The organism is Occallatibacter savannae, from assembly GCF_003131205.1.
GTDB lineage: Bacteria > Acidobacteriota > Terriglobia > Terriglobales > Acidobacteriaceae > Telmatobacter > Telmatobacter savannae.
In genome coordinates this window covers 382,828-408,995 of record NZ_QFFY01000001.1, presented here as the reverse complement: position 1 = coordinate 408,995, position 26,168 = coordinate 382,828, and the positions used below count along the sequence as shown (strand labels likewise).

Annotated in this window: 25 protein-coding genes and 1 tRNA gene; 7 read left to right on the top strand and 19 right to left on the bottom strand. The window is 59.7% G+C overall.

Annotated features, from left to right (window positions below; translation table 11 throughout):
- Positions 1-55: 55 nt before the first annotated feature.
- Together DHV10_RS01795 and DHV10_RS01790 are read right to left on the bottom strand one after the other, a co-directional pair.
- Entirely contained in the window at positions 56-703 is a 648-nt protein-coding gene (locus tag DHV10_RS01795; protein ID WP_109484602.1) for a dihydrofolate reductase family protein, read from the bottom strand.
- 72 nt (positions 704-775) lie between these two features.
- A complete protein-coding gene (locus tag DHV10_RS01790; RefSeq protein ID WP_109484601.1) occupies positions 776-1,093 on the bottom strand; it encodes a polyhydroxyalkanoic acid system family protein in 318 nt (105 codons plus the stop codon).
- 158 nt (positions 1,094-1,251) lie between these two features.
- On the opposite strand from DHV10_RS01790, the gene murA reads away from it, so the two are divergent.
- The 3 genes from murA to DHV10_RS01775 all read left to right on the top strand — a co-directional run bounded on the left by murA (position 1,252) and on the right by DHV10_RS01775 (position 5,077).
- The gene (murA, locus tag DHV10_RS01785) at positions 1,252-2,529 is read left to right on the top strand and encodes a UDP-N-acetylglucosamine 1-carboxyvinyltransferase (RefSeq protein WP_109484600.1); all 1,278 of its coding nucleotides are present in this window, start codon (positions 1,252-1,254) and stop codon (positions 2,527-2,529) included.
- A gap of 295 nt (positions 2,530-2,824) precedes the next feature.
- The gene (locus DHV10_RS01780) at positions 2,825-4,351 is read left to right on the top strand and encodes a phytoene desaturase family protein (protein ID WP_109484599.1); all 1,527 of its coding nucleotides are present in this window, start codon (positions 2,825-2,827) and stop codon (positions 4,349-4,351) included.
- Positions 4,352-4,495: 144 nt separating this feature from the next.
- A complete protein-coding gene (locus DHV10_RS01775) occupies positions 4,496-5,077 on the top strand; it encodes a hypothetical protein (protein WP_109484598.1) in 582 nt (193 codons plus the stop codon).
- 34 nt (positions 5,078-5,111) lie between these two features.
- Here DHV10_RS01775 and DHV10_RS01770 read toward each other — a convergent pair whose 3' ends face one another.
- Both DHV10_RS01770 and DHV10_RS01765 read right to left on the bottom strand, forming a co-directional pair.
- On the bottom strand, positions 5,112-5,366 hold the full coding sequence (locus DHV10_RS01770) for a hypothetical protein (RefSeq protein ID WP_162601119.1): 255 nt from the start codon (positions 5,364-5,366) through the stop codon (positions 5,112-5,114).
- A 186-nt stretch (positions 5,367-5,552) separates the two neighbouring features.
- Positions 5,553-5,963 (bottom strand): hypothetical protein, encoded by a 411-nt coding sequence (locus DHV10_RS01765; RefSeq protein ID WP_109484596.1) that lies wholly within the window; start codon positions 5,961-5,963, stop codon positions 5,553-5,555.
- A 333-nt stretch (positions 5,964-6,296) separates the two neighbouring features.
- Between DHV10_RS01765 and DHV10_RS01760 the strand changes: the two genes are divergently transcribed.
- Positions 6,297-7,649 (top strand): GGDEF domain-containing protein, encoded by a 1,353-nt coding sequence (locus tag DHV10_RS01760; RefSeq protein ID WP_162601118.1) that lies wholly within the window; start codon positions 6,297-6,299, stop codon positions 7,647-7,649.
- A gap of 500 nt (positions 7,650-8,149) precedes the next feature.
- Here the strand turns inward: DHV10_RS01760 and DHV10_RS01755 are convergent, their stop codons facing one another.
- The gene (locus DHV10_RS01755; RefSeq protein ID WP_338042558.1) at positions 8,150-8,863 is read right to left on the bottom strand and encodes an HAD family hydrolase; all 714 of its coding nucleotides are present in this window, start codon (positions 8,861-8,863) and stop codon (positions 8,150-8,152) included.
- 23 nt (positions 8,864-8,886) lie between these two features.
- Between DHV10_RS01755 and DHV10_RS01750 the strand changes: the two genes are divergently transcribed.
- Positions 8,887-10,089, top strand: coding sequence for a pyridoxal phosphate-dependent aminotransferase (locus tag DHV10_RS01750; RefSeq protein ID WP_109484593.1), 1,203 nt, complete (start codon positions 8,887-8,889; stop codon positions 10,087-10,089).
- A gap of 78 nt (positions 10,090-10,167) precedes the next feature.
- Here DHV10_RS01750 and DHV10_RS01745 read toward each other — a convergent pair whose 3' ends face one another.
- The 3 genes from DHV10_RS01745 to DHV10_RS01735 form a co-directional block, all read right to left on the bottom strand.
- Complete coding sequence (locus DHV10_RS01745) at positions 10,168-10,794, bottom strand: MBL fold metallo-hydrolase (protein WP_109484592.1); 627 nt, start codon at positions 10,792-10,794, stop codon at positions 10,168-10,170.
- Between the two features lie 89 nt (positions 10,795-10,883).
- Entirely contained in the window at positions 10,884-11,186 is a 303-nt protein-coding gene (secG, locus tag DHV10_RS01740; RefSeq protein ID WP_109484591.1) for a preprotein translocase subunit SecG, read from the bottom strand.
- Positions 11,187-11,213: 27 nt separating this feature from the next.
- Positions 11,214-11,299, bottom strand: a tRNA-Leu gene (locus tag DHV10_RS01735).
- 155 nt (positions 11,300-11,454) lie between these two features.
- Between DHV10_RS01735 and DHV10_RS01730 the strand changes: the two genes are divergently transcribed.
- Positions 11,455-12,471 carry an amidohydrolase family protein gene (locus DHV10_RS01730; RefSeq protein ID WP_109484590.1) on the top strand — a complete coding sequence of 339 codons (1,017 nt, stop codon included), beginning with the start codon at positions 11,455-11,457 and terminating at the stop codon, positions 12,469-12,471.
- 28 nt (positions 12,472-12,499) lie between these two features.
- Here DHV10_RS01730 and DHV10_RS01725 read toward each other — a convergent pair whose 3' ends face one another.
- Positions 12,500-13,036, bottom strand: a complete 537-nt coding sequence (locus tag DHV10_RS01725; protein ID WP_109484589.1) for an RbsD/FucU domain-containing protein — start codon at positions 13,034-13,036, stop codon at positions 12,500-12,502.
- Between the two features lie 38 nt (positions 13,037-13,074).
- Positions 13,075-13,698 (bottom strand): FMN-binding negative transcriptional regulator, encoded by a 624-nt coding sequence (locus DHV10_RS01720; RefSeq protein WP_204101296.1) that lies wholly within the window; start codon positions 13,696-13,698, stop codon positions 13,075-13,077.
- Between the two features lie 164 nt (positions 13,699-13,862).
- Between DHV10_RS01720 and DHV10_RS01715 the strand changes: the two genes are divergently transcribed.
- Positions 13,863-14,873 (top strand): hypothetical protein, encoded by a 1,011-nt coding sequence (locus DHV10_RS01715; RefSeq protein WP_162601116.1) that lies wholly within the window; start codon positions 13,863-13,865, stop codon positions 14,871-14,873.
- Here DHV10_RS01715 and ilvA read toward each other — a convergent pair.
- From ilvA to DHV10_RS01670, 9 genes are all read right to left on the bottom strand, one after another.
- Positions 14,867-16,081, bottom strand: a complete 1,215-nt coding sequence (ilvA, locus tag DHV10_RS01710) for a threonine ammonia-lyase (RefSeq protein ID WP_109484586.1) — start codon at positions 16,079-16,081, stop codon at positions 14,867-14,869. The two genes, DHV10_RS01715 and ilvA, sit on opposite strands and share 7 nt — an antisense overlap.
- Positions 16,082-16,374: 293 nt before the next feature.
- Positions 16,375-17,925 carry an NADH-quinone oxidoreductase subunit N gene (locus DHV10_RS01705; RefSeq protein WP_109484585.1) on the bottom strand — a complete coding sequence of 517 codons (1,551 nt, stop codon included), beginning with the start codon at positions 17,923-17,925 and terminating at the stop codon, positions 16,375-16,377.
- Positions 17,922-19,430: a complex I subunit 4 family protein gene (locus DHV10_RS01700; RefSeq protein ID WP_109484584.1), complete on the bottom strand. Its 1,509-nt coding sequence runs from the start codon at positions 19,428-19,430 to the stop codon at positions 17,922-17,924. The genes DHV10_RS01705 and DHV10_RS01700 overlap by 4 nt, the downstream gene beginning before the upstream one ends.
- Before the next feature lie 5 nt (positions 19,431-19,435).
- Entirely contained in the window at positions 19,436-20,956 is a 1,521-nt protein-coding gene (locus DHV10_RS01695) for a complex I subunit 4 family protein (RefSeq protein ID WP_109484583.1), read from the bottom strand.
- The gene (gene nuoL, locus DHV10_RS01690) at positions 20,953-23,040 is read right to left on the bottom strand and encodes an NADH-quinone oxidoreductase subunit L (protein WP_239461250.1); all 2,088 of its coding nucleotides are present in this window, start codon (positions 23,038-23,040) and stop codon (positions 20,953-20,955) included. Before nuoL ends, DHV10_RS01695 begins: the two co-directional genes overlap by 4 nt.
- Complete coding sequence (gene nuoK / locus DHV10_RS01685) at positions 23,040-23,354, bottom strand: NADH-quinone oxidoreductase subunit NuoK (RefSeq protein ID WP_109484582.1); 315 nt, start codon at positions 23,352-23,354, stop codon at positions 23,040-23,042. Before nuoK ends, nuoL begins: the two co-directional genes overlap by 1 nt.
- Positions 23,354-23,950 carry an NADH-quinone oxidoreductase subunit J family protein gene (locus tag DHV10_RS01680; protein ID WP_162601115.1) on the bottom strand — a complete coding sequence of 199 codons (597 nt, stop codon included), beginning with the start codon at positions 23,948-23,950 and terminating at the stop codon, positions 23,354-23,356. Before DHV10_RS01680 ends, nuoK begins: the two co-directional genes overlap by 1 nt.
- Before the next feature lie 105 nt (positions 23,951-24,055).
- Entirely contained in the window at positions 24,056-25,231 is a 1,176-nt protein-coding gene (gene nuoH, locus DHV10_RS01675) for an NADH-quinone oxidoreductase subunit NuoH (RefSeq protein WP_109484580.1), read from the bottom strand.
- Positions 25,228-26,064 carry a 4Fe-4S dicluster domain-containing protein gene (locus tag DHV10_RS01670; protein WP_109484579.1) on the bottom strand — a complete coding sequence of 279 codons (837 nt, stop codon included), beginning with the start codon at positions 26,062-26,064 and terminating at the stop codon, positions 25,228-25,230. The genes nuoH and DHV10_RS01670 overlap by 4 nt, the downstream gene beginning before the upstream one ends.
- Positions 26,065-26,168: the final 104 nt, after the last annotated feature.

The window sequence follows — 26,168 nt, the reverse complement described above, 5'->3', positions numbered from 1 at the left end:
ACCGGTGCGGAGCGTGGTGGCCGCGGTCAGATGCGAGGAGCTTTCGGGATTGCGATCACGCTTTCTCGAGAATCAGGTGCGTTCCGTGTTCGGAGGGCTGGCGGCTCGTTACCGAATAGCCGAGGGCGGACAAGTCCAAGCCGTGGAAGAGGGATTCGCCGCTGCCCAGAAATACAGGCGCGGAGACGAGATGAAGCGAGTCGATGAGGCCGGCCTGAAGGTACTGGCGGATCGTGGAGACGCCGCCGCCAATCTTCACGTCTTTGGAGCCCGCAGCTTCTTTGGCGCGATGGAGCGCCTCTTCGATGCCGCCTGTGACGAAGTAGAAGGTCGTGCCGCCTTCCATGACGATGGGCTCGCGTGCGTGGTGCGTGAGGATAAAGGTGGGCGCATGGTATGGCGGGTTGGTGCCCCACCAGCCTTTCCAGGAGTCGTCGGGCCAGGGGCCGCGCACGGGGCCGAACATGTTGCGGCCGAGGACGAACGCGCCGAAGTTGTCCATCGCACGATGGGCAAACTGATCGTCGACGTCGCCGGCGGTGCCGCCTTCTTTTCCAATCATGGAGCAGAAAGTCCGGGTATGAAAGAACCACTGGAACAGTTCCGTGCCGCGTTTGCCGAGCGGATTGTTGAGGCTCTGGTCGGGACCGGCGCCGAAGCCATCCAGTGAGATTCCGAATCCTGCGACGCGCACTTTGGACATGACTGTTCTCCGTTTCCATTTTCTCGCGAGGTGATGGGGATCGTGAAGCGGGAGGCATCGGCGCCCGCTGATTTATTTGAGAAGGCCTTTGACGCGGCCCTCAAGCGCGGCTTGCGCCTGCTTGGCAGGAAAGAGCTTTTCAAGCCAGCCGAGATCTGCGTCGATGGTGAGGTCCCTGTCGGTTACGTCGACGAAGCCTTTGATGGGCGAGCCCATGAAGCCCATCTTCGCGTCGAAGGCGAAGTCCATTCTGTTGCCCGACCATCTCCTGGTCTCATTCGTGATCTGCAGCGGAATGCCTCCGATGCCTTTGAACAGATCGTCGAACGAGCGATTAACGGCCTGCACGATCTCTTCTTTCGGACGGTTGTGCGGAACAGTGATGCGCATGGTTCTCCATTCTGTCGGTATGGCTTCGCCTCTGACAATCCTTGCGGACACGTCCAGAGTTTCATGTTTTGATGCGGAACGCACCTGAGCCGGCTGGCGCGCCGGCCGGAGCGCAGGACGCAAGTACACTGAGAGGAAACGGAGCGAGAGAAGCCGGTATGGATAAATTTGTGATTCGCGGCGGGAACCCGCTGGTGGGAACGGTACGGGTGTCGGGGGCGAAGAACTCTGCCCTGCCGTGCATGGCGGCGGCGATTCTGACGGATGAAGAGGTTGTGCTCGAGAACATTCCGGCGGTGCGCGATATCGAGACGGAACGGAAGCTGCTGGTGGCGATGGGGGCGGAGGTTGAGCTTGGGACTGGCGCCGCCGATCACCGGACGCGGATCAACTTTCGTACACTGTCGAGTCCCGAGGCGAAATACGAGATCGTGAAGACGATGCGCGCGAGTTCGCTAGTGCTGGGACCGCTGGTGGCGCGGGCGGGTATGGCGCGGGTGGCGATGCCGGGGGGCTGCGCAATTGGAGGAAGGCCGATCGACCTGCACATCAAGGGTCTGGAAAAAATGGGGGCGACGATTGCGCAGGAGCATGGATATCTGGAGGCGCGCGCAGACAGACTGAGAGGCGCGCACATCGTGTTCGACAAGATTACAGTGACGGGTACTGAGGATCTTCTGATGGCCGCGGTGCTGGCCGAAGGCGAGACACTGATGGAGAATTGCGCACGCGAGCCGGAGGTGTGCGATTTAGCGGCGCTGCTGACGGCGATGGGAGCGAAGATCGAAGGCGCGGGGACGGCGACGATTCGCGTGCAGGGTGTTACGAAGCTGGGTGGTGCGAATTACCGGATCAATCCGGACCGGATCGAAGCAGGAACGTTTTTGATCGCGGGTGCGATTACGGGCGGGGATATCACGGTGGCGGATTGCAATCCGGATCACCTGGGCGCGGTGATTTCGAAGCTCGATGAGGCGGGTGCGAAGACCGAGATTGTGGACAAGGAAAGCATACGGGTGCGAAGCGAAGGCAAGTTGAGAGCTGCCGATATTTCTACGGAGGAGTATCCGGGATTTCCGACCGACATGCAGGCGCAGTACATGGCGCTGGCGACGCAGGCCGATGGCGTGAGCATCATCAAGGAGAACATTTTTGAGAACCGCTTCATGCACGTGCAGGAGCTGGTGCGCATGGGAGCGAACATCAAGGTGGACGGACGGACAGCGACAGTGCGCGGGCCATCTCCGCTGTCGGCTGCAGCGGTGATGTGCTCAGATCTGAGGGCGTCGGCTTCGCTGGTGCTGGCGGCGCTGGTGGCGGATGGCGAGTCGATTCTGGATCGCGTGTACCACATGGATCGAGGGTATGAGCGCATCGAGCAGAAGCTGGAGAGCGTGGGCGCGCAGATCCGGCGGATGGGGAATGTGTTTGGGTGAGAGAGCAGCTATCGGCTAGTAGCCGGTAGCCAGTAGCCGGGAGCTTGGATCGGCTGCGCATCGAGGCTCTTTATCAGGGGGCGGAACGACTCGTTTATTCTGCGTGTTGCCCAACAACTGCTCACTTCAGATCGTGACCTGTATCACGGCTGGTGTGCAGGAGTGGCGCTATGATCCACGGCTGATCTGCCGGCGGTCTGCGCGCGTGAATCCTGCGCAGGCATTTCCCTGTTCTTTCGTTGTCGGGCTGGATGCCTGTGCTGCGCGATCGGCGGCGGCGAGGAGGATCGCGGCCATGAAGCGCAACGGCAAAAAGATCGTCATTATTGGCGGAGGCATCGCGGGACTGAGCGCGGCCGTGTACGCACTGAAGTGCGGCTATGAGGTCGAGGTGCTGGAAATGCACGATATGGCGGGAGGCCTGGCGATGAGCTGGCGCCGCGGCCCGTACACGTTCGAGACCTGCCTGCACTGGCTGATCGGATCGAAGCCGGATGGCGAGTTCAACCAGGTTTGGAAGGAGCTGGTCGATCTGGACAAACTGACCTTCGTAGACCCGCATGAGTTCGTGCGGATCGAAACCGAAGACGGCGATACCCTGCGGATGTATACGAACGCGGACATGCTGGAAGCAGAGCTGCTGCGGCGCGCTCCGCAGGATATCGACGCTATTCACGACTTCATCCATGCGATCCGCACGTTCGGAAAATTCAAGCTGCTGGATCCGGCGGGCGGCATCGCAGAGAATTGGCTCAATATGCTGCGCGATGTTCCGGTGATGCCGCTGCTGATGAAGCTGGGCAAGATGAGCGGCAAGGAGTACGGGGCTCGCTTTGCCGATCCCCTTCTGCGGGGGTTCTTTGCAACGGGCGATATGGGCAAGCTGACGGCTCTCGCGATGGTGCTGTCGCTGGCGTGGATGAACAATCACGACGCGGGATACTGCATCGGCGGGTCGCAGGCACTCATCCGGCTGTTCGAAGAGAAGATCGCTGAATTGGGAGGAACGATCCGCTTCAATGCGCGAGTGGAGCGCGTGATTGTGGAGGAGGACCGCGCGATCGGGGTGCAGCTCGTCGGAGGGGAGGCGATTCCGGCGGACTGGGTGATCTCCGCTGCCGACGGGCACGCGACGATCTACGAGATGCTGGGAGGCCGATATGTGAACGACACGATTGGGAAGATCTACGCGGAGTCCGAGACGTTTGCTTCGTACCTGCAGGTATCACTGGGCATTGCTCGTGATCTGAAGGAGCAGCCGGCGATGCTGACGCGGGTGCTCGGTTCGCCGATCGTCATTGATCCGGGAACGGAGTTGAGCAGCGTGGGATTCCGGTTCTTCCACTTCGATCCGACCTCTGCGCCCGCGGGGAAGACTGCGGTCACGTCGATTCTGCCGACACGCAATTACGAGTACTGGGAGAAGCTGCGCAGCGAGGACCCGCAGGGCTATCGAGCCGAGAAAGCGCGCGTGGCTGAGGTGGTGATCGACGTACTTGAAGGGCATCTTCCGGGGATACGGCGATCGATTGAAGTGATGGACGTTTCGACGCCTGCGACCGTCATTCGCTATACGGGCAACTGGAAGGGATCGCAGGAAGGCTGGATCATGCCGCCCGGAGCGGGCATCAAGCCCTATCCGAATACGCTGCCTGGGCTCGATCACTTCTTTCTGATCGGGCAATGGATCATGCCGGGAGGCGGGCTGCCATCTGGACCGATGACGGCGAGGCCGGCGATCAAGGCGATCTGCAAGAGGGATCGTGTGGCGTTTGAGATTGAGCCGGAAGTGCATGGGCAGCTGACGGCGGCTAAAGGATAGCTCTCAGCCGTCAGCTTTCAGATTGCAGCAACGGATTAAGCCGGGAACAAACTCGGCGGCTGTGACGTAGTCAGCTGTATGAGAGTTCCTGTTGCCCTATCAGGAGCGGTATTATGCTGCGCGGTTGCCGCCTCTGCGCAGACCGTGAGTGTCACCTGCGACCAGGCGCTGACGGTTCCCTTCCATGCCAGATCGCTGCTGGAGATTGCGTCGCGCCCTGCTGGTCTTGAGATTGTGGGCAGCGATGACGAGCAGATTCACGTCACGTGCGACTCCCGCCACGGTGATGGAGACATAGCAGCTCACATCCGTCTTCGCTTCTGGCCGAATGCGACCGGAGGCAAGCTCAAGATTGAAGGCGAGCATCTGCGCCACGAAAACGGCCCGCAGATTCGCATCGAAGTTCCGAAGAAGACGGGCCTGATGGTTCGCATGTTCGCGGGTGAGGTGAAGGTGGAGCAGGTCGCGGGCGATAAAGACGTTGCTGTTGGCGCGGGGCAGATTACGATCACGAACCACAACTGGAATTACCGCAGCGTGGAGGCGTCGGTGAGTATCGGGCAGGTGAATGCGCCGATGTACAACGCGAACAAGGGCGGATTCTTTCGCGGGGTTTCAGAGTCGACGAAAGATGGCGAGTTCCGGCTGCATGCGCATGTGACGACGGGGCAGATCGATTTGAAAGGTACGAGGACAGCGCCGGGGAGTGCGCCGAAGGCGGATTGAACTTCCTGCTGTTTAAAGGCGCAGCGGCTGCTCACTAATCTTCGTCAGCTTGTTTGTGGCACTTATGTTCCGTCATGTGCTGACCCAGCGCTCCAATACCGCGCTCCTTCTCGCCCAGCGTGAGTTCCACTTCGCGGTCGAGCATCTTGCAGCCGGCGAAATCGCCGCGCAGAAGTAGATCGGCCTGCTGCGTTGTGAGTTGGGAGAGTTTGGCGAGGGTCTGAGCGACCTGAGAAGAGAGCCTGTCGTAGTCAGCACAACGCGTCATGCAGTTAGAGATGCGTGCCAAGGGGTTTCCGTTCCGGGCGACGAGCAGCCGGGCAAGTCCCGGCGATGAGAAGGCAAATTCTGCGTCCCGCAGCGGCTAAAGCCGCGCGCTATTTGCATCCCTTATGGGCGCAGATAGATCTGTGCCTTTTCAAACCCAGCCTTTTCGGACTTTTGCAGCAAGCTGTGAAGTCGTGCCCTGACGCTTCTAGCGCCAGCTGACGGCGAGGTGCCAGCGGAGATGGTGCTTTTCTGTTTTGGCGAGGACGGTTTCGTACTCGCGAAGTTCGAGAAGGATGGGCTGCGTTTCTGATCCGAAGGCGACGGGCGATTGAGAGATGTACCGAAGCAGGGCGCGGACGGTGGCGAGGCCGTCTGCGGGATCGAACCATTGCGGGCGAGGCAGGTGATAGGCCCAGTCGGGATCTCCGGCACCCTGCTCGAGCAGGACGCACATCGAGTTCTCGTCGGCGGAGAAGAACTGAAGCAAAGGCGAGACGCCGAGCGAGTCGGCTAGGCGTTCGAGGGCGTCTTCATTACGCGCCAGGGCGTGGCCGTTGACGAAGATGTCAAAGCCCGGATCTTCCCCTTCCACGACGATGTATAAGCTGGCTGCCATTTCGTGAGTTCAGTTCTCAGGGGCTGAAGCCCCGGATTTTATTTGGCCTTCCCCGGCACCCTTCGGCTTCGCTCAGGGCAGGCTCTTAAAGTCGTGCCCTGAAGCTTCCTGCTTCCGAGACGCATATGCGCGGAGCCGTGCGCCTTCAGGCATGAACCGTCTTAGTTTCGACCAGGTTTTCCAAAGGTTCAATGGTTTCGGTGGCAGGGCAAGATTACGCAAGTTTCGTGTGAACCCAGTTCGCCATACAACGAAAGGGTTACAGGGAACAGTCAAAACTGGAAACGCAACTAGAATTGGAGTCACCATAGTTGCATTGAGGTCTTCCCCTTGGTGGACTGGAGCAAATTACCGGATCTGGCGGCCATAGTTGCGCTTACGTGCGCGTTTGCGTCGGTGGCGCGGCGTGGGCCGACCTCGACCTCACGGCACTGGCTGATGGGGTGGGTGCTGATCGCGCTGCACTTCGCTGCCTCCATTTTTGAGTCAACGCCAGGGTTCTGGGGCGATTTTGTCGGTGACATCGGGACCGCGAGCCTGACAGCGGCCGGCGTACTTTTTATGTGGGCGTCAGTGCCCTATCGCATTGAGCGATCGAGCCAGCTGATGCTTGGTTCGCTTCTCGCGACCAACACTCTGTACGTGGTGCTTGCCGGGTTCGAGCATCCCGCTGCGTGGGCGTTGAATGTGGCCGCGGTGCTGTTTGGGGCTGCGCCCCTGGCTATAGCCCTGGGGGCGCGGCGAAGCTTCACACACGTGCTGCGGTGGATTCTGGTGGGGCTCTACTGCATGCTGTCGGTGTTCCTGCTGGCTGTTCAGAATCGGCCGGGAAATGGCCTGATGCTGGGCGTGAATGGAGTTCTGTTCACGGTGTACCTGGGATGTTGTGTACACGTCTGGTATAGCTACCGCGGGCGTGGGAGCGCGGGTTCACTGATCAGCATTGTCGGGTTCCTGGGATGGGCTGGCGTGTTTGCCGTGGGCCCCTTCATTGACTTGCTCGTGCCGAGTGCGAAGTTTGAGAACGAAGTGTGGAACCTTCCGAAGTATGTGGTGGCAGTAGGAATGATTCTGCTGCTGCTGGAAGACCAGATCGAGCACAACAAGTACCTTGCGCTGCACGATGAGTTGACGGGGTTACCGAACCGGAGGCTGTTCCTCGACCGGCTGGCGCTGTCGCTGGAGCGGGCGCGACGCATGGAATCGAAGGCGGCACTGCTTGTGGTCGATCTCAACCACTTCAAGCAGGTGAATGACACGCTTGGACATCATGCGGGCGATCTGCTGCTAAAGAAGGTGAGCGAGGTTTTCTCAAGCCGCGTGCGCCGCTCGGACACGGTGGCGCGCACGGGCGGCGATGAGTTCTCGCTGATTCTGGAAGAGCCGACGAACCGCTCGAACGCGAAGCTGGTGGCGAAGTCGCTGATGGAGATGCTGCTGGAACCGCTGCAGATTGGGGACAGCACGGTGCAGGTTGGAGCAAGCATCGGAGTGGCGGTGTTTCCGGATGACGCGGACGATATTGAGTCGCTGTGCATCGCGGCGGATCTGCGGATGTACGACACGAAGAACGAGTCGCGCGACGCGGAGGGCGATCGGATGCCGGTGCGGTCGGAACGGCCGAGTGAGTCGCGCGGCGGAGAGAGCGCGGGGTTCAAGATGGCGGCGCATGCGCCGAGGGGTTAGATTTCGGGGCTAAAGCCCCTCTTTAAGGGGGCCGGCATTGGGCCGACGGAAGGCTGCTGAGTGCCGCAATCACCATTCAGACGGCCATAGCCGCGGCATTCGGCAGCCGCGCTGCGCCAGCGCCGGCCTCGTGCGCATTGAATCCCAAGGCAGGCGCGCGCAGTCAACAACAATCAATCTGCATTACTTGGCAATGTCGCCCCTGCACCCTGGGTGGCCGCACTCGCAGGCGATTTCCGCGGTATCTTTATGGTTCTCGCAATAGGTGCTGCAATATTTCTTGTCGGTCATGCACGAACACGCCGGATGCGCGCACTTCTTCTGATCAGCCATATCTTGTTCTCCTCTGGAAGCCTGATGGGCATTCCTGGAGCTTGGATGCAGGTTCGGTCCAGAGCTTTGGCGCGCAACGCATAATCCTTGAAGACACCATATGGTGCTGCAAAGTGCTCTCGATTCAAGTAGTTGGCCTTGTCCAGCGGGCAGGCGCCGACTTCGGCTCAAGCCGGCAGCGGAAGCTCCGCCTCCAGCCCAAGCTCGATCAGCTGTTCCCGCAGCCGCTCGACCGTCGTGAAAAGCACCCCGACGAGTCCGAGTTCCCGCGCCGCATCGATATTCGGCTGCTTATCGTCAATGAAGAGCGTCTCCTCCGGCCGGGTGCCTAACCGTTCCAGCGTCAATTCGTAGATCGCCGGATCCGGCTTCGCCATGTTGTGCTGATAGCTCCAGATCAGCACGTCGAACTGCGGCAGCCAGTCGAACTCGCGCTCGATGTTCTCGAGAACCGTATCCCCCATGTTCGACAGGATTGCGGTGCGCAGGCCGTGTTTCTTCAGCTCCTTCTGCCACGCGATCATCGCCGGATTCTGCACAGTCCACATCCGCGCGTCCCACAAATTCAGCTCGTCAATTTTCGCCGCATCGAGATCGAGCTTTGCATCGCGGATCAGGTTCTGCCAGAACTGCAGGCCTGTGAGCTTCCCCTCGTCATACGCATGACGATCGGCCCAGTAGACCCTCTCGAATTCATCGCGCGGCAGCCCTGTAATCCTGAGCATCGCGTCATGTGCCTCAGTGCTCGGGTTTCCTGTTAGAACCATTCCATAATCGAAGATGACCGCGCGCAGACTCAAAGATCCCCCTTCACTTGGCGCATGCCTGACCCAGCGCCTTTCTCTATTGTAGAGATGAGAGAACTTTAAACTCAGATCCATCAGCTTCGAGCGACCAGAACACAATGTCAGACCGATTCTCAAAGCGAACCGAGTGGAATACCGAAGAGAGTGCTCTCGCGCAGGCACACCGTGAGCGTGTCCTCGCTGGACTCCCCATCGCCGATCTCACGGCCTCCAACCCTACGCGATGCGGCTTCACCTACGATCCGAATCTTCTTGCTTCGCTCTCAGATTCCCGCGCGCTCGATTACGATCCGCAGCCCCTCGGTCTGCTCTCCGCTCGCCAGGCAGTCTGCGCATACTATGCCGATCACGCCGTCCAGATCGGCCCCGATCGTGTCGTACTTACCACCAGCACCAGCGAAGCCTACAACTTCCTCTTCAAGCTCCTCTGCGATCCCGGCAGCGAAGTCCTCGTTCCTCAGCCTGGATATCCCCTCTTCGACTTTCTGGCCGTTCTCGACGACATTCGCATCAAGCCCGCCCCTCTCGTCTACGATCACGGCTGGCAGATAGACCCCGAAGGCTTCCGCCGCACGATCACAGACCGCACGCGAGCCATCGTACTCGTGCATCCCAACAACCCCACAGGCCATTTCACGAAGCCCTGGGAAGCCGAAGAACTCGGCCGCCTCTGCCGGGATCGCAACCTGGCCCTTATCGTCGACGAAGTCTTCCTCGACTACACGCTTGGTTCCGAACCAGTGCAAAGCTTTGCCGCCGGCCTCGAAGACGTTGATGTCTACACCGTCAGCGGTCTCAGCAAGATCGCCGGACTGCCGCAGATGAAGGCGGCGTGGATCGTGGCCACGGGGCCGAATGCGCAGCAGGCGATGGCTCGGCTCGAGGTGATCGCCGATACGTTTCTCTCGATGAACGCTCCGATCCAGCGTGCGATTCCGACGTGGCTATCTGGACGGAAGCAGATTCAGCAGCAAATTCTGCAGCGAGTCGCGGCCAATCTCGCAGAACTGGATCGACAGCTCGCCGAACTGGAGATCCTGCGACGGCTTGGAATCGAAGGCGGATGGTATGCGGTGCTTCGGATTCCGGCGCTGCAGTTAGATGAGACGACGGTGCTGGAGTTGCTGGGCTGCGGGGTCTGGGTTCGCCCGGGGTACTTCTTTGGGATGGAGGAGAGCGGCTGGCTGGTGTTGAGCCTGCTCGGGCCTGTTGAGGAATTCAGAACCGGAGTTCAAGCGATTGTTTACTATTTCAGAACGCATCAAGCTGATAACAATTGTCCGGTAACACTTCAACCATAATTTTTATTATTACCGGTCAAGCTATTGTATTTACGCCAGTTAATATTGTCGTTCAACTAAGGAAGATTCTCCAATTGTTTATTTCAGGAACGGATTTAATTTCCGCTCGGATCCGATGGTAGTTGCCGGTCCATGGCCCGGAACCACTCTGGTCTCGTCAGGCAGGCTTAGAAGTCGCGACTGGATGGAGTCGATGATTTGCTCAAAATTTCCTCCGGGCAGATCGGTGCGCCCGATGCTTCCGGCGAAGAGAGTATCGCCGGCCAGCACCATGTTCATGGAGGCGAAGTGAAGGCATATCGACCCCTGCGTGTGGCCTGGCGTGTGGATGACGTGAGCCGGGTAACTGAGGAGGCCAACCTGACGGCCATCGGTGAGAGACTCGTCCGGAGGTGCGGTCTCGGGCGTTTCGATACCGAGCCAAGCAGCCTGCATGGACATCATCTGCAGCAGCGGCAGGTCGGCCTCGTTGAGGTAGATGGGAGCGCCGGTGAGCACCTTCAACTTGAGGGCTCCGCCGACGTGGTCGATGTGCGCGTGGGTGATGAGGATCTGCTTGAGCTTGAGGCCGAGTTCTGCAAGGCGGCGGTGAATGCGGGTGATTTCGTCGCCGGGATCAACAATGATCGCTTCACGGGTCTGCTCGTCGCCGAGGATGGTGCAGTTGCATTGCAGCGGGCCGACGGGGAAGGTTTCAAGGATCATGAACCCGATTCTAGGCCGCGCGCCATCTTCCATTCAAAAACAGCGAAGGCAGGCCGCAAGGGCCTGCCCAGATAAAGGGAGAGACTTCTTTACTTCTTCGCCGGTGTCGTCTGGTGGGTCGGCTGATCACCCAGTACCGAACGCGAGTGAGTTCCGCGTGCGTACAGCACCGTCAAGGTAAGCGAAGTGATCATGAAGATCACGGCTGCCCACGTAGTCAGGCGCGTAAGCACGTTGGCGGCCGCGCGAGGACCGAAGGCGGTCTGCGACCCCTGGCCACCGAAGGCGCCGGCGAGGTCGGCGGAACGGCCCTGCTGCACGAGGACGACCCCGATGAGGAAGATGCACACCACGACGTGAAGAAACATGACGAAGTAGAAGAGAATCTGCATTGCTGAAAGCTGCTTTCTGAAGGTAAGTGGTGCGGAGGAGGGGACTTGAACCCCTATGCCTTGTGGGCGCTAGCACCTCAAGCTAGTGCGTCTGCCAATTTCGCCACCTCCGCTTGTCGGTGAACCCTCTAAGTATAGCAAAAGAGAGACTCCGCCATCACGCCTCATACCGCGCGGAAACAGAGAGTTTAGCTCCCGTCTGCGCCTCCGGCAGGTAAGATGGTCCCGACACAGAACCAGACTTCGTTCCACCGACCAGGAGATCCCAATGACGAGGTTTCGCGCCACCGCCTTGAGGCTGCTTCTCGCGAGTGCTGTTCTCACGTTTGCAGCTTTCAGCCAAGGCCAGAACACACCTACCGACGTTCCCCCCGTCGTCGATGTTCATGTGCACGCAATGGACGAGTCGTTCCCTGGCGGCGGACCGATGTGCCCCAACGAAGCGAAGTTCCTGGCCTCCGATCCGAAGACCAAGGAAGCGCCGTTTGGTTGGGATGTGGAGAACTGCACGCCCAAGCTCTACCCGGCAGAAAAGGGCGAGTACCTCAAAGACATGAAGGCAGAGATGGAGCGCCTGAACGTTAAGGCGGTCGTCTTCGGAGATGCTGCCAGCGTTAAGAAGTGGCAGGACTCGATGCCGGGCCGCGTGATCCCGGGAACATCTTTCAGCGAGGGAATGACCCCCGGCGCGCGCGTCGAACTCGACAAACTTCGCCAAGAGTTCACGACGGGCGGTTTCAAGGTGATGGGAGAGATCGGATTGCAGTATGAGGGACTGTCACCGAGCGATCCGTCCGTCGACAAGTATTTCGCGTTGGCTGAGGAACTGGATATCCCGGTCGCGATCCACATGGGTACAGGAGGTTCTGGGCGCGCGAACCTCACCACGCCGAAGTTTCGAGGATCGATGGGCAATCCTCTGCTGCTGGAAGAGCTGCTGGCGCGACATCCGAAGCTGCGCGTGCAGGTGATGCATGCCGGGTATCCGATGATCGACAACATGCTCACGCTGCTGCAGGCAAACTCGCATGTGTATGTTGATGTGGCGGGGCTGATCTGGAGCTATCCACTGAAGGAAGTAAACCGCTATATCCAGCGTATTGTGGAAGCGGGCTTTGAGGATCGCGTGATGTTTGGCACGGATCAGATGGAGTGGCCCAAACTTATGGCGTACTCGATCAGCATCATTCAGAACGCGGACTATCTCTCGCCGGAAGAGAAACGCGACATTCTGTACAACAACGCCGCGCGATTTCTACGGCTGGACACGCCAGAGAAAAGATAGCCCTGATCCGCAACTCTTGGACGCCGGCTTAATGCATGCGCTGGCGCATGCGCTTTTCGGCGTCTGCAGACCAGTACTTGCAGTCCAGGCGAATGAAGACTGACGAGTAGGGGATGGTCATCGTGGTCTTCAGCACGAGGACATGAAATTCCTTGCTGGTTTCGTCGATCTGGTTGATCACGCGCTCGTGCAGCATCTGTTCGATGGTGTAGTCGGCGAGGATTTTCTGGATTTCCTCGCGATACCTCGATACGCCGGGAGCGTCATCGTCGCCGACGAACGGCAGTTCCCTGTCCATGTAGATAAGTGGACGGACATGAATGGAACTATTGATGGATCCGAGAACATAACGGAGGACGTCGAGTTGGCTGGAGTTGGTATCGATCGTCTCCACGCCCGGTGAGGATTGAAGCGGGTAGGCGGAGTCGACAATGAGAATCCAGTTACGATGCCCCATCAGCGGCATCGTGTCAGCGACACGTGCCTTCCAGTCAGGCTGGGCGGTGAGTGCGGCTGGGGCGATGAGGATGATTGCGGCGAAGATCAGCAGAGCGAGTTTGCGCATGAGAATCCAGACCCTTTCCCGGCGTCGGGATGAAGGTATCACCCGATGAGGCGCTTCATCCAGTCGGCAAGGGCGCGCTGATCGTCGCCGCCGGCTCTGTGCGCGGCTTCGACACCGCGGCGGTCGGCTTCTGACCGATTCTGGCTGAGCTTGAATTTGCCTTCGATGTGGGCTATCGGGATGCGGAAGCCGACGATGCCTTTCAGCAATCCGCGGCGATAGTCTTCGGGCATGCCTCGCCACTTATCTGCATACGCAGGCTCGTTGGCGTCGATGAGATTGAACAGGAGGGCTTCTTTCGCGGTCTCTTCTTCGACGAGTTCGAGCGTGCCGTATGCATGAATGGCGATGTAGTTCCAGGTGGGAACTGATGTTTGCTCGACGTAGAGCGACGGACTGACATAGCTGTGCGGGCCGGGAAAGACGACCAGGGTTGGACGATTCGCGAGCGCCTGCCAGTGTGGATTGGCTTTGGCGAAGTGGCCTTCCAGGACGCCATGCGGACCTTCGTCTCTCACGACGAGCGGCAGATGGGTGGCGCGGTGCGGAGCCCTTCCGATTGTCGGGTCTAGCGGGCCGAAGAGAATCGCGAAGGAATACGCGCGCATTGTTTCGAGGAGGATGGCGCGATCAGCGACCAGATTGAACTTGGGGATGTACACGCAGGGCCTGTCTCCCTTGGAACTTTTGCAAAAGGCTGCTCGTACTTCAACGTTAGCGGTTTGAGACAACTGCCGCAATACGAGTGTGCCTCGGCCCATCTGATATCCTCGGCCGATTCAATCCGGGAGTGAGCTGAACGATGGGAATTTCTGAGAACTCGACTGTGGACCCCATGAGAACGGCGGCGATCAACACCAAGAAGAAGGGAGGAATCTGGCCAGCCCTGGCACTCTTCATGACTGCGCCGCTCGTCGCAGAGTTTCTCCTCGGGAATTTGCCCATCAAACTGCTGCCGGCGCTCATTGTGCTGGCGCCGCTTTACGGTGGCGGTGCGCTCCTCATCCGAGAATGGGTGCGGAGGACGGGGCGCGGCTGGCCGAGCATCCTGCTACTCGGGATGGCCTACGCGATTGTTGAGGAGGCGTACACTACGCAATCGCTTTTCAATCCCGACTATCTGAAGTTGCACCTCGAACTGCTCACACCGGCCTACATTTCGGCACTTGGAATCGGCGGGTGGTGGACGCTTTGGATGTTGAACGTGCATGCAATCTGGAGTATCGCGACGCCGATCGCGTTGATTGAAGCATGTGTTCCCAATCGTTCCCAAACCCCGTGGCTTGGGCGGATCGGAATGAGCATCGTAACTCTGTTTTTCATTTTCGGTGCTGTAGCCTCGACGACAATTCAGGTCAAGCAGGATCAGTTTCTCGCGTCCCGAACGCAATTCGCAGTGGCAGCGCTGGTTATCGTATTACTGGTTGTGGCCGCATTTCTTCTCCCTCCCGGGCGTCGAACGGCGGCTCAAGGGAAGGCACCTTCTCCCTGGATAGTCGGTGCTGTTGCGCTTCTGTTTGGCTCCGCTACCCTCCTCGTCCCGCAGGCATGGGGGTGGGGAGCCGTCGCAGAGCTGCTCGCTCTGGACGTGATCATGCTGTTAGCCGTAATTGCGTGGTCTCGAAGGGCAGGCTGGGGCCTAGTGCACCAGCTTGCGCTAAGCGCGGGCGCAGCCCTGGCCTATGGGTGGCATGCCTTCTTGCAGCATCCTGCAGTAGGCAATCTGGACTCGAGCGTTCGGATCGGGAACGCGATTTTCCTGGCGGGTGCGCTCGGGCTAATCTGGTTTGCGGCCGCACGCGTAAGCGCCGGAACAACCCAAGCCGCCTATCACTGAATGCGTTCGAAGCGGAAGCCTGCCTCGCGCAGTGCGTGGCTTATGGCGGTGATGTGCGTGGCGCCGCGGGTCTCAAGTGTAACATCGATGACTGTCTCGCCGAGACTGACGCCATAGTAGGCCCGGTTGTGGACGGTTTCGACGATATTGGCGCGCTCGCGGGCGAGGACTTGCGTGAGGTGGTGCAGCGCTCCGGGGCGATCCTGCAGGTAAACGCGAAGGCGAAGAAGTCGGCCGTCTTTGACGAGGCCTCGCTCGATGATCTTGGCAAGAAGCGTTACGTCGATATTGCCGCCGCAGACGAGAACCACAGTGCGGCGATGACGGAGGTTGGTCTTCGATTGCACGATGGCGGCGAGTGCCGCGGCGCCGGCGCCTTCCGCGAGTGTCTTCTCCTGTTCGAGAAGCATAAGGATGGCGCTGGCGATCTCTTCATCATCGACAGTAACGATCTCGTCGACATAGCGGCTGACCAGAGGCAGAGTGATGTCGCCTGCGCGACGCACAGCAATGCCGTCGGCGATGGTGGCTTCGGGACTAATTGTGACGGGCGCGCCTGCAACGCGGGCGCGAAGCATGGAAGGAAGGCGTTCGGGCTCGACACCGACGACGCGGATTCTCGGGTTGGTCTCTTTGAGCGCGCAGGCAATGCCGCTGATGAGACCGCCACCGCCGATGGGGACTACGACGGCTTCGATGTCTGGGACCTGCTCCAGAAGTTCGAGACCAATGGTTCCCTGCCCGCAGATTACTTCGGGGTCGTCGAATGGATGGATGAAGGTGCGGCCTTCCTCGAGACGGCGGCGCATCGCTTCATCGCAAGCTTCGTCATAGGTTGCGCCATGAAGGATGACTTCTGCTCCGTATGCGCGCGTTGCGGCCACTTTGACGAGAGGCGTGGCGAGCGGCATTACGATTTGAGCCTTGATGCCGCGCTGCGAGGAATGAAACGCAACTCCCTGCGCGTGATTTCCAGCGCTGGCAGCGATGACGCCGCGCTTGCGCTCGGTTTCGCTGAGGGTGAGCAGCTTGTTGAGCGCGCCACGCTCTTTGAAGGATCCAGTGCGTTGGAGATTCTCAAGCTTGAGGTGGAGTGGCAGGCCAGTCAGCTCGGACAAGTGGTGCGAGAACTGGCATGGCGACACATGGATCGAGCTCTCGATGCGAGCGCGTGCGGCTTGAATTCCGACCAGCGAGACTGGTTCCAAAGCGATCTCCTTCGAATATGACCAAAATGCAAAACCACCAGCCGCTGTTGCGGGAGGTGGCCTGAGTGGTGCTGAACTGCTGGTGCCGTTAGTGCCAGGCTCTGAATCCCGCGCGCGCGTTGTATTTGCTAATTCGCAACACGGGGACTGGCTTGATGCAACACGGCGCAGGAACGGGGATCGCGCGCGAGATAAGGATGTGCATCATGGCAATTTGAGTAGACCAGAGGCAAGTAGAACAGGTCAAGAACAGGCTTTATCTGCATTCGTCTGTTTAGCGTGTTGAACTGTGCTTACATTCCGGCGTAGAAAGTGGCCATCCAACTCTGCATGAGTCCGGGGAGGCAGCCGAGAAGAACAACTGCTAGTGTGATCAACGCGAGGACGCCGATGGTCAGTGGACTTCCCTTCACCGGGCCGTCTTCTGCGGGGGGCATCACGAAAACGCGCTTGAGGACCTGAAGGTAGTAGTAGAGCGAGACGGCGCTCATAGCTACTGCGATGGCTACGAGAGCGAACGGTGCGACTCCGCGATCGACTCGAAGGACCGCCGCGAAGAGGTTGAACTTCGCCCAGAATCCGACGAGGGGCGGGATGCCGGCGAGCGATAGGAAGAGGATCAGGAGCACGCCGGCGAGCACGCCGTTGCGCCTGTAGAGGCCGAGGAAGGCATCCATGCGATCGCTGCCGTTGATGCGCTCGACGAGCGAGACTGCGCCGAAGGCGCCTATGGTTGTGAGGCCGTAGGTGAGGATGTAGTAGAGGATTGCGTTGGCGCTGATGTTGCTGCGCGAGAAGTAGGCGACAGCGAGCAGAATGTAGCCGGCGTGAGCAATGGCGGAGTAAGCGAGGAGGCGGCGAACGCTGTCCTGGGCGAGAGCGGCGAGGTTGCCGAAGACCATCGAGGCTACTGCGAGGATGGCGATAATGAGCGACCAGGGGCCAGAGAAGCCAAAGTACGTTGGCAGCCCCTTTGGATTCAACGATGCAGTGATCCAGACGTGCATCGGCTTGCTGGGATCGAGTGAATGAGCTGCTGCAGTGCCGACTCCGATGAGAAGTGCAAAGCTCGCCACCTTCGAAACGGATGCGATGAATGCCGCAGCCGGCGCCGGCGCACCTTCGTAGGTATCCGGCGCCCAGAGGTGGAATGGCACGGCAGCGACTTTGAAGCCTAACCCGGCGGCGATCATGACCAACGCAACATACAGCAGAGGCGCGGCACCGTTCGCGGTCGTGGAGTAGAGCGCGCGCATGATCTGGTGGAGATTGGTGGAGCCAGTGAGGCCGTAAAGGTAGCTGAAGCCAAAGAGGAGAAATGCGGCGGACATTCCGCCGAACAGATAGTACTTCATCGCGCTCTCAGCGCTTTTGCCGGACCGCTTGGCGAATGCGGTGAGGATGTATAGGCCCAGCGAGAGAAGTTCGAGGCCGACGAAGACGACAAGCAGATCCTGGCCGGCTGAAATCAGAAGGCCGCCGGTTGCGGCCATCAGCACCACCGCGACGAACTCGCCGACGTGCTTCGTGAAATCCGAACCGACGAGCAGGAAGAGCGTGAACACGGTGAGGACGAGTATGCCAATCTGTGCGATGGAGGTGTAGCCGCCTGCTGAGAGCAGAAGGTCGGGGCTGCCCGGGTATGTAAGCCCGCCGGCGGCTTGATATGGCATCACGAGCATTGCCGCCGAGCAGCCGAGCACGCCGATCAGAACTGATGCCATGATCCGCGTCTGCAAAGCTGCTTTGCGCAGGAGCCCGAGGTCGAGAATGAGGACGAGGAGCGCTGCGATGTCCAGGGCGGTTTCAGGAAGTGTCACCCGGAAGAGGTCAGCGTAGTTCATTGCATACCTCCTGCAAGCAGCGCCTTGACTGCGGGCTCGATTGAGTTGAGCAGAATGCTGGGATAAATACCGACGATGAGCGTGGCTGCAAAGAGCAGGCAGGTTGCGGTGACTTCCGGCCAGGTGATGGCTTCGAACTTCGGCCAGCCCTCCTTGGGATGCTCGTCGGGCCGCGGCAGCCGGTCACTGAAGAAGGCCTTCTGCAGAGCGCGCCATGTGTAGGCAACGCCGATGACGATGCCGATTCCGGATGCGGCGGTCCACCAGGGCTTGGCAATCCAAGCGCCCATCAGCACCTGCAACTCGGCAACGAAGCCCGAGAAGCCGGGCAGTCCCATAGATGCAACACCGGCAATAACGAATGCCCACGCGGCAAATGGCAGACGTCGGCCGAGGTACATGCCTTCGAGTTCGCCAAACTGGCGCGTGTGCGTACGCTCGTAGACGATGCGCCCGACGATGGCGAAGAGCAGTCCGGCGATCACGCCGTGCGAGAACATTTGCAGCACTGCGCCGTCAACGCCGACTTGAGTAAGCGTGACGAGGCCGAGGAGCACGAATCCCATGTGACTGACGCTGGAGTAGCCGATCACGAATTTGAAGTCGGTCTGCGCAAGAGCGACTAGAGCGCCGTAGATGATACCGATGACAGCAAGCAGGGCGAAGACATCGCGCCAGGATCCGATGCCCCAGAAGGACCAACCCCACGGGTCAAGCCCGTGAGGGAATAGGCCGATGGCTACGCGCAGGCATCCGTATGCACCGAGCTTCATGACCACGCCGGCTAGCAGCATGGATGCGGCAGTCGGTGCGGCAACGTGGCCTGTCGGCGCCCAGGTGTGGAAGGGCCACAGGCCGGCGAGAATTCCAAAGCCGATGAAGGCGACCGGGAAAGCCCACATCTGAAAGCTGACGGGGAGATTCGCGTTTGCCAGATTGACAAGGCCGGTGGAGTGGCTGCCTGCTGTGGCGTAGGCGGCAAGAAGAACGACAAGCACCATTGCTGAACCGACGAACGAGTAGAGCGCCAGTTTCATGGCGGCGTATTCTCGGCGGGTCGATCCCCAGATGGCGATGAGGAAGTACTTTGGGACGATGGCGATTTCGTAAAACACAAACAGCAGGAACAAGTCGAAGCTGAGGAACACGCCGTAGACTCCACCGATGAGTGCGAGGAAAAAGGCGAAGAACTCATTGGTGCGACGGTTGATGTTCCAGCTGAAGAGAACTCCGGCGACGGCTGCGAGGCCGGTGAGGAGCACGAGGACGCGGCTGATGCCGTCTGCAGCAAGCGTGTAGTGGATGCCCATCATGGGAACCCAGGGAACGTCGATGATGGTGACGCGTCCCTGCCCTGCCCCCGCCGCAAAACCGGCAATCGCAATTGCAAATCCCGCTGCCGCGACAAGGAGCGCGATGACGCGTGCCAAAGCGGGATTCCCCTTTGGCATCAGCGCCAGCACCAGCGCACCGGCAAACGAGATGTAGATCGTCCAGGCCAACATTCTGTCTAAAATCTCCAATGCGCCAGCAGATATTGGACGGTGGGGTTCACGCGTTCAATGACGATCTGCGGCAGCAAGCCGAGCAAAAACATCAGTCCAATTACAGGGGCAATGCCGAGGCGCTCGCCTCCATGAAGGTCAGGAAAGCTTGCCCAACGCTCGGGCACCGGACCGGTGAACACTTTGAGAATTACAGTGAGGATGACTGCGGCGGTCACGAGCAGCCCGAGCACCGACACGGCTGCAGCTTGCCATGAAAGTGGGAATACACCGCGGAAGATGAGGAACTCGCCGACGAATCCGTTTAATCCCGGAAGGCCAAGTGACGAGAAGAGGGCAATGCCCATGAGCCCGGCGAAGACGGGCGCAGGCATGCGCAGGCCGCCGAAGGTGTCGATACCGCGCAGGCCGCCACTGCGGAACTGAATCATCGAGATGAACCAGAAGATCGCTGCGGCAGTGAGGCCGTGGTTGAACATTTGAAGGATCACGCCATTGAGCGCCGCGGCCTGGCTGGCGGAGTCGGAGACGTTGGCACCGGTGTGGACTGCGATGGCGAAGATGCCGAGCAGGCAGTAGCCGAGGTGATTGACCGAGGAGTATGCGAAGACGCGCTTCAGGTCCTTCTGCGCGGCGGCAGCCCACGCACCCATGACGATGGTGAGAACGGCGAGGATAAGGAGCGGCGTGCGGATAGCGGCAATCTGCGGGCCGAAGAGCGGCAGAGCGATGCGAATGAGGCCGTATACGCCCATCTTCGACATCCCGCCAGTGAGGAGCATGGTGACCGGAGACGGCGCTTCGCTGTATGCGGCCGGCAACCATGTGTGGAAAGGAGCGAGGGGAACTTTGACAGCGAATCCAGCGAGGACGCCGATGGTGAGCCACATCATGACGGGGCCAAGGCTGGCGAGGACCTGATGCTGCAGGTATCCCTTTGCGGCCAACTCGGCGAGGTTAATGAAATCCATCGACCCAGTGGCGTGGTAGATGGCCAGGAAGCTCAAAAGAAGCGCGACGCTGCCGACCATCGTATAGACAAAGAACTGAGTGGCGGCCGGTCCGCGCCGCGGTCCGCCCCAAAGCTTGATGAGGAAGAACGCGGGGATCAGACTGAGTTCCCAGAAGATAAACCAGTGGAAGAAATTCAGCGCCGTGAATGTGCCGAAGAGTCCGGCTTCAAGAAGGAGGACCAGCGCGAAGAAGAGGCCCGGTTCATGATGAACGCGATGCGCAGCGTCAATTGCCATGAGCGAGACAAGCGCGGAGAGGATGAGCATCAGCGCGCCGAGGGCATCGACTCCGAGGTGGTACTGAACGCCGAGCGACGGCACCCAGTGGTGCAGTTCGTTGAGGCCGATGCTGCCGTCTCGGGGAAGCTGGATCCAGATCACGAGAGAGAGCAGGAGACAAAGGATGCCGGTGACCTGCGCGACTCCGCGGGAGTGCCGGCGCGTGAAGAGCGAGATCGCGGCACCAATGACGGGCAGGACCGTGATGATGGTAAGGAGCGGGAGGCTGTTCATGGTCGTCCGCTCCAGATCAGGATTGCAGCGAGGATCACGACCGCTACCGCAAGAAGACGAAGGTAGATCTGACCGCGGCCGTTCTGGATCCGCGCCAGCACGCCTCCGCCGTTGTAGATCTCTTCGCACCCTTTATCGAACGCGCCATCGACCATGTTCGCGTCGAGGAACTTGTTGAGGCGCGCCCATCCCTTGAAGGTCAGTGTGATCGTTGCGACGATGTCGCCCCAGATCTCTCGGTCGATCCAGTCGGCGACCTTTGCCCACCAGTAGTAGAAGGCGATGACGGTTGCTCCGTAGAGTTCGTCGATATAGAGACGGTTGGCGAGCACGATCCAGACCGGCGGCATAGCTTTCTCGAGTGCGTCAGGCTCTTCGGCGCGCGGCGACTTGTTGCCGTAAAGCCACCAGCCGTGTCCGATGCCCAAGATGACGATGACGAAGGACGTCAGGAGGAGCATCAGCCAGGCCGGCTCGGCGAAGGCGTGCATCTCGACGTAAGCTGGATGATTTTCCAGGAAGGCTCGGAACCACGGCCAGGCGGGGGTGCCGATGACACCCAGCGCCACGGCGGATACTGCCAGGATCGCTAGGGGCGTTGTCATCACGCGCGGGCTTTCGTGCGGATGGGAGTGACCACGATACTGTCCGAAGAAGACGTAACTGACCTGGCGCGTCATGTAGAAGGCGGTCAAGACAGCGCCGAAGACCAACATGTAGTAAGGTGCCCGCGAGAGCGGCCATCCGTGGGCCGACTCAAGAATCGCATCCTTGCTCCAGAAGCCTGAGAAGAAGATTGGCACACCGCAGAGCGCGAGCATGCCGACGGCGTAGGTGATGAACGTGATCGGCATGGATTTGCGGAGCCCGCCCATGCGGCGGATGTCCTGTTCCTCGTGCACGCCGTGGATCACGGAACCTGAGCCCATGAACAGCAGCGCCTTAAAGAAGGCGTGCGTGATGAGGTGGAACATGCCGACGGCGACCCCGCCGACGCCGAGGCCGGCCATCATGTAGCCGAGTTGCGAGACGGTAGAGTAGGCCAGGATGCGCTTGATGTCATTCTGCGCAACGGCGATGAGTGCGGCAAAGAGCGCCGTTGATGCTCCGACCCAGGTGACAACCATCAGAGCTGTAGTAGTGCCGGGCGCCTCGCCATGCGCGATGGCTCCAGCGGACATGAGCGGATACACACGGGCGATCAGGTAAACGCCGGCAGCGACCATCGTAGCGGCGTGAATCAGCGCCGATACGGGCGTCGGACCTTCCATCGCATCGGGGAGCCAGACGTGGAGCGGAAGCTGGCCGCTCTTCCCTGCTGCTCCGGCGAAGATCAGGAGGCCGATGGCACCCGCCGCAGTGATTCCCCAGTGCGACTGGTGAACGAGGAGGCCGCCGAGCGCAAGGGTCTCGATCGATCCGGCGCCGTGATCGTAGAAGAGGAGCGTGCCAGTCTGGGCGAAGAGCCAGACGATTCCGAGAAGAAAGAAGATGTCGCCGACACGGGTGGTGATGAACGCCTTGCGCGCGGCTGCGGCCGCCGACGGCTTGAAGTACCAGAAGCCGATCAAGAGATATGAGGTTAGGCCGACGAGTTCCCAGCACATGAAGAGGAGCAGGATGCTGTTGGCGATGACGACGCCGAGCATGGCTCCGGCAAAGAGCGCGAGGAAGCAGAAGAAGCGGGTGTAATTCTCGTCGTGCTCCATGTAGCCGGTGGAGTAGATAAAGATGAGGAGACCGACAAAGGTCACCATCACCAGCATTACGGCAGAGAGCGGATCTAGAACCCAGCCAAGTTCGACGGCTTGAGTGCCAACGGTAAGCCATGAAAAGTTGACGACCTCTCGAACGGCGTATCCGTGGGACCATCCGTTCAGTACGTGTGCGAACGCCGTAATAGCAATGAGAAACGAGATTCCGAGCGAGCCGATAGCGAGGCTCGATGCCAGCTTGCGGCGGGGCTGCTTCAGCACGGAGATGATGCCGGCGGCAAAGATGGGCAGCGCCGGGATAAGCCACAACCAGCGGGCGATGGAGCTTGCGTCTACTTGAGGTGTGAATGCGACGGCTTCCTGCATCATCACCCCTTCATCCTGTTCATTTGTTCAACGTCCGAAGTCTTTGCGTGACGGTAGATGGAGATTACGAGTCCTAAACCGACCGCGGCCTCCGCTGCTGCCACGGCGATGGAGAAGATGGCGAACATCATGCCGGTGAGCAACTCGGGATGCGGCCCGTAGCGCCAGAAGGCGATGAGATTGAGGTTGGCGGCGTTCAGCATCAACTCAATGCCAATGAGGACCATGATGGCGTTGCGGCGGGTAAGCGCGCCTGCGAGACCGATGGCAAAGATGAGTGCTGCGACGATGAGATAACCGCTGAGTGGATTGGGCATCAGTTCTTCCTCGTTTCCCAGGTCTCAGAAACGAAATCTCCACCCCACGAACCAGAGGAGGTTCGCGGGGACCCCGGACCTGGGGCACCCAGCTTCTCTTGCTTGCCTGCTTTCTCGTGCATGGCGACTATGACGGCTCCGAGGGGCGCGGCAGTGAGGAGCACGGCGATAATCTCGAGCGGCAGAACGTAGCGGCTCATGAGCGCGTTGCCGATGTCGTTGACCGAGACGGAGGGTACGGCGGACTCGTTCGGCAGCGATGGAGCAGCTTGCATGACGGCCCAGGCCAGTACTGCGAAGACGCCCGCGGAGATCGCAAGCCCGGCGAGCCAACTTTTGGAAAAGACACCGTCTTTGGGAACTTCAGAGCCTTTGGTCAGCAGGATGGCGAAGACCACGAGGATCGCAACAGCGCCGACGTAAACGAGAATCTGTGCAAAGCCGGCAAACTGCGCGTCGAGCCGAAGGAACAGGAGCGCCAGGCCGAAGAAGGCGATGGTCAGCGCCAATGCGGCATGGACCAGGTTCTTGAGGAGAACGGCTGCGAGCGCACCGCCCACGGCGAATGCGGAGATCAGATAGAAGACGAGTCCCACGGCCGGCTCCTTTCTTGCTGACTCATGGCCTTCCCAGGTCTCAGAATCGAGACCTGGGGCACCCGCTCTCTTGATCTGCCTGAGCGAACCGCGAACAAACCTGGCTTACTCTGCATAGCGGTAGCTCCTGGGGCCGAATTGTTTGCGGCGCATGCCTTCGCGGCCGATGCTGACGTAGGCAAGGATGAGGATTGCGGAGCAGACGACCCAGCGGAGCCAACCATCGCCCATGAAGCGCCACAGCGCTGCGACGAACAGGTTGAGCAGGCACATGGGCAGAACGAACTTCCATGCGAAGTTCATCAACTGGTCCTGCCGGAGGCGAGGCAGCGTACCGCGCACCCAGATGAAGACTCCCATGGAGACGAACAGCTTGCCGAAGAACCAGATCCAGGACGGGATGAACTGAAGCGCAGCAAAGGGAGCCATCCATCCGCCGAGAAACAGTGTGGAGCCGAGGCCGGAAATCGAGAACATGGCGACGTATTCGCCGAGGAAGAACAGGGCAAATTTGAAGCCCGAATATTCGGTGTGGTATCCGGCTACCAGTTCCGATTCGCCCTCAGGAAGATCAAATGGTGAGCGGTTTGTCTCCGCTGTTCCGGCGATCGCGTACATGATGAACGCCGCGAATCCCCATGGGGTGAAGATGAACCAGTGCGGAAGACCATAGCTGTAGTGGTTCTGCGCCTCTACGATCTTCACCAGCGACAGCGAGCCGGTCATCATCACGATCACCACGCTCGAGAGCAGCAGCGCGACTTCGTAGCTGATCATTTGCGCCACGGCGCGCATTGCGCCAAGCAGCGAATATTTGTTTCGGCTCGACCAGCCGGCCATGAAGACGGACAGCTCAGTCGATGCGCCCATGGCAAAGTAGAAGAGCAACCCGGCATCCATATCGACGAGCACCATGTTGCGTCCCATAGGCAGCACGGCGAATCCCATGAAGACAGTAACAACGAGAATGATGGGAGCCAGGAAGTGGACGACTGCGTCGGCGCTGGTGGGAACGATGTCTTCCTTGGTCAGCGACTTGATGCCGTCGGCCATGGGCTGAAGAATGCCGTAGGGTCCAACGCGATTGGGGCCGAGACGATTCTGAATGCGCCCGACGCCTTTGCGCTCCAGAACGGTGGTGATGGCGAAGAGCGCTGGATAAAGCCCGATGATGCATACCACGCTGATGACGACGCCGACGGGAGTTTGCCAGCTCTCAGGCAGATAACCAAGCAACCAATGCTTCAGGACTACAAAGATCTGATCGAGCCTTTCTGTCATTCTTTCGGCTCTCCTTGGGCTTTCGGCTCTCTTGCATTCGCCTTGGCCGGAGTCTCGGCGTTCTTTTGATCTTCAGCAGTCAGCGGAGCGGGTCCGTCTGTTCCTGTGCCCGGGACCGGTTTCGGCTCGGAGGCAGCCGTGGCCATCGCAGGTGCCTTGGCTATTTCGGCAGCTTTGCCGGCGGTAGCAGGCTTGGCTTCGACGGGAGCCTGAGGCTTTGCAACAGCAGCTGATGCCGGAGTGTTGGCCGAGGGGGCAGCCGCAGCTTTCGCGGCAGCAGCTTCTGCCGCGGCTTTGGCCTTTGCTTCTACTTTGGCTTTTTCTTCTGCGAGGCGCGCATCGACTTCGCTGGCTTCGGTGGGATGAATCTCGTGATAGTACTCGTTGGAGCGAGCGAGCTGTTTGCGGTCCAGGAGCAGACCGCCGAAGCGATCATCTGTAGCGAGTTCGAATTCGGTATTCATCTTGATCGCTTCGAACGGGCACACCTCAACACAGATCTGGCAGCTCATGCAGACCGAGATATCGATGTCGAACTTCGCCGGATATATTTGCGGCTTGCCGACGTAATCCGGTTTCTTGTCCTTGCTCTTCTCGATGTAAATACACTTCGGCGGGCACTCCTTTTCGCAGATCTGGCACGCGACGCAGCGAAGGCCCTTTTCCCAGTCATCGCCGTCATAGACGAGGAACGGGAAGTTCCGCGCAGCTTCCGGCAACGGCAGCCGCTCCTCCGGATACTCGACGGTCGTCATTCGTTCTTTCGAGACAAAGCTGCCGGCAAAGTTCTTTGCCGTCTCGGCCAGTCCCTTCAGAATTCCATCACCCAGCATGAAAACTGCTCCAAGCTCTTAACTATTAGCTCTTAGCCAATCCGAATTGGCCACCGACCTGATCGAAGCCTCCGCACTCAGCCAGAGCAAGATGCAGCTAAAGG

Coding starts and splice junctions, on each gene's coding strand:
- DHV10_RS01795 (WP_109484602.1), bottom strand. CDS start 703: ATGTCCAAAGTGCGCGTCGCAGGATTCGGAATCTCACTGGATGGCTTC.
- DHV10_RS01790 (WP_109484601.1), bottom strand. CDS start 1,093: ATGCGCATCACTGTTCCGCACAACCGTCCGAAAGAAGAGATCGTGCAG.
- murA (WP_109484600.1), top strand. CDS start 1,252: ATGGATAAATTTGTGATTCGCGGCGGGAACCCGCTGGTGGGAACGGTA.
- DHV10_RS01780 (WP_109484599.1), top strand. CDS start 2,825: ATGAAGCGCAACGGCAAAAAGATCGTCATTATTGGCGGAGGCATCGCG.
- DHV10_RS01765 (WP_109484596.1), bottom strand. CDS start 5,963: ATGGCAGCCAGCTTATACATCGTCGTGGAAGGGGAAGATCCGGGCTTT.
- DHV10_RS01755 (WP_338042558.1), bottom strand. CDS start 8,863: ATGGATCTGAGTTTAAAGTTCTCTCATCTCTACAATAGAGAAAGGCGC.
- DHV10_RS01750 (WP_109484593.1), top strand. CDS start 8,887: ATGTCAGACCGATTCTCAAAGCGAACCGAGTGGAATACCGAAGAGAGT.
- DHV10_RS01745 (WP_109484592.1), bottom strand. CDS start 10,794: ATGATCCTTGAAACCTTCCCCGTCGGCCCGCTGCAATGCAACTGCACC.
- secG (WP_109484591.1), bottom strand. CDS start 11,186: ATGCAGATTCTCTTCTACTTCGTCATGTTTCTTCACGTCGTGGTGTGC.
- DHV10_RS01730 (WP_109484590.1), top strand. CDS start 11,455: ATGACGAGGTTTCGCGCCACCGCCTTGAGGCTGCTTCTCGCGAGTGCT.
- DHV10_RS01725 (WP_109484589.1), bottom strand. CDS start 13,036: ATGCGCAAACTCGCTCTGCTGATCTTCGCCGCAATCATCCTCATCGCC.
- DHV10_RS01705 (WP_109484585.1), bottom strand. CDS start 17,925: ATGAACTACGCTGACCTCTTCCGGGTGACACTTCCTGAAACCGCCCTG.
- DHV10_RS01700 (WP_109484584.1), bottom strand. CDS start 19,430: ATGTTGGCCTGGACGATCTACATCTCGTTTGCCGGTGCGCTGGTGCTG.
- DHV10_RS01695 (WP_109484583.1), bottom strand. CDS start 20,956: ATGAACAGCCTCCCGCTCCTTACCATCATCACGGTCCTGCCCGTCATT.
- nuoL (WP_239461250.1), bottom strand. CDS start 23,040: ATGATGCAGGAAGCCGTCGCATTCACACCTCAAGTAGACGCAAGCTCC.
- nuoK (WP_109484582.1), bottom strand. CDS start 23,354: ATGCCCAATCCACTCAGCGGTTATCTCATCGTCGCAGCACTCATCTTT.
- nuoH (WP_109484580.1), bottom strand. CDS start 25,231: ATGACAGAAAGGCTCGATCAGATCTTTGTAGTCCTGAAGCATTGGTTG.
- DHV10_RS01670 (WP_109484579.1), bottom strand. CDS start 26,064: ATGCTGGGTGATGGAATTCTGAAGGGACTGGCCGAGACGGCAAAGAAC.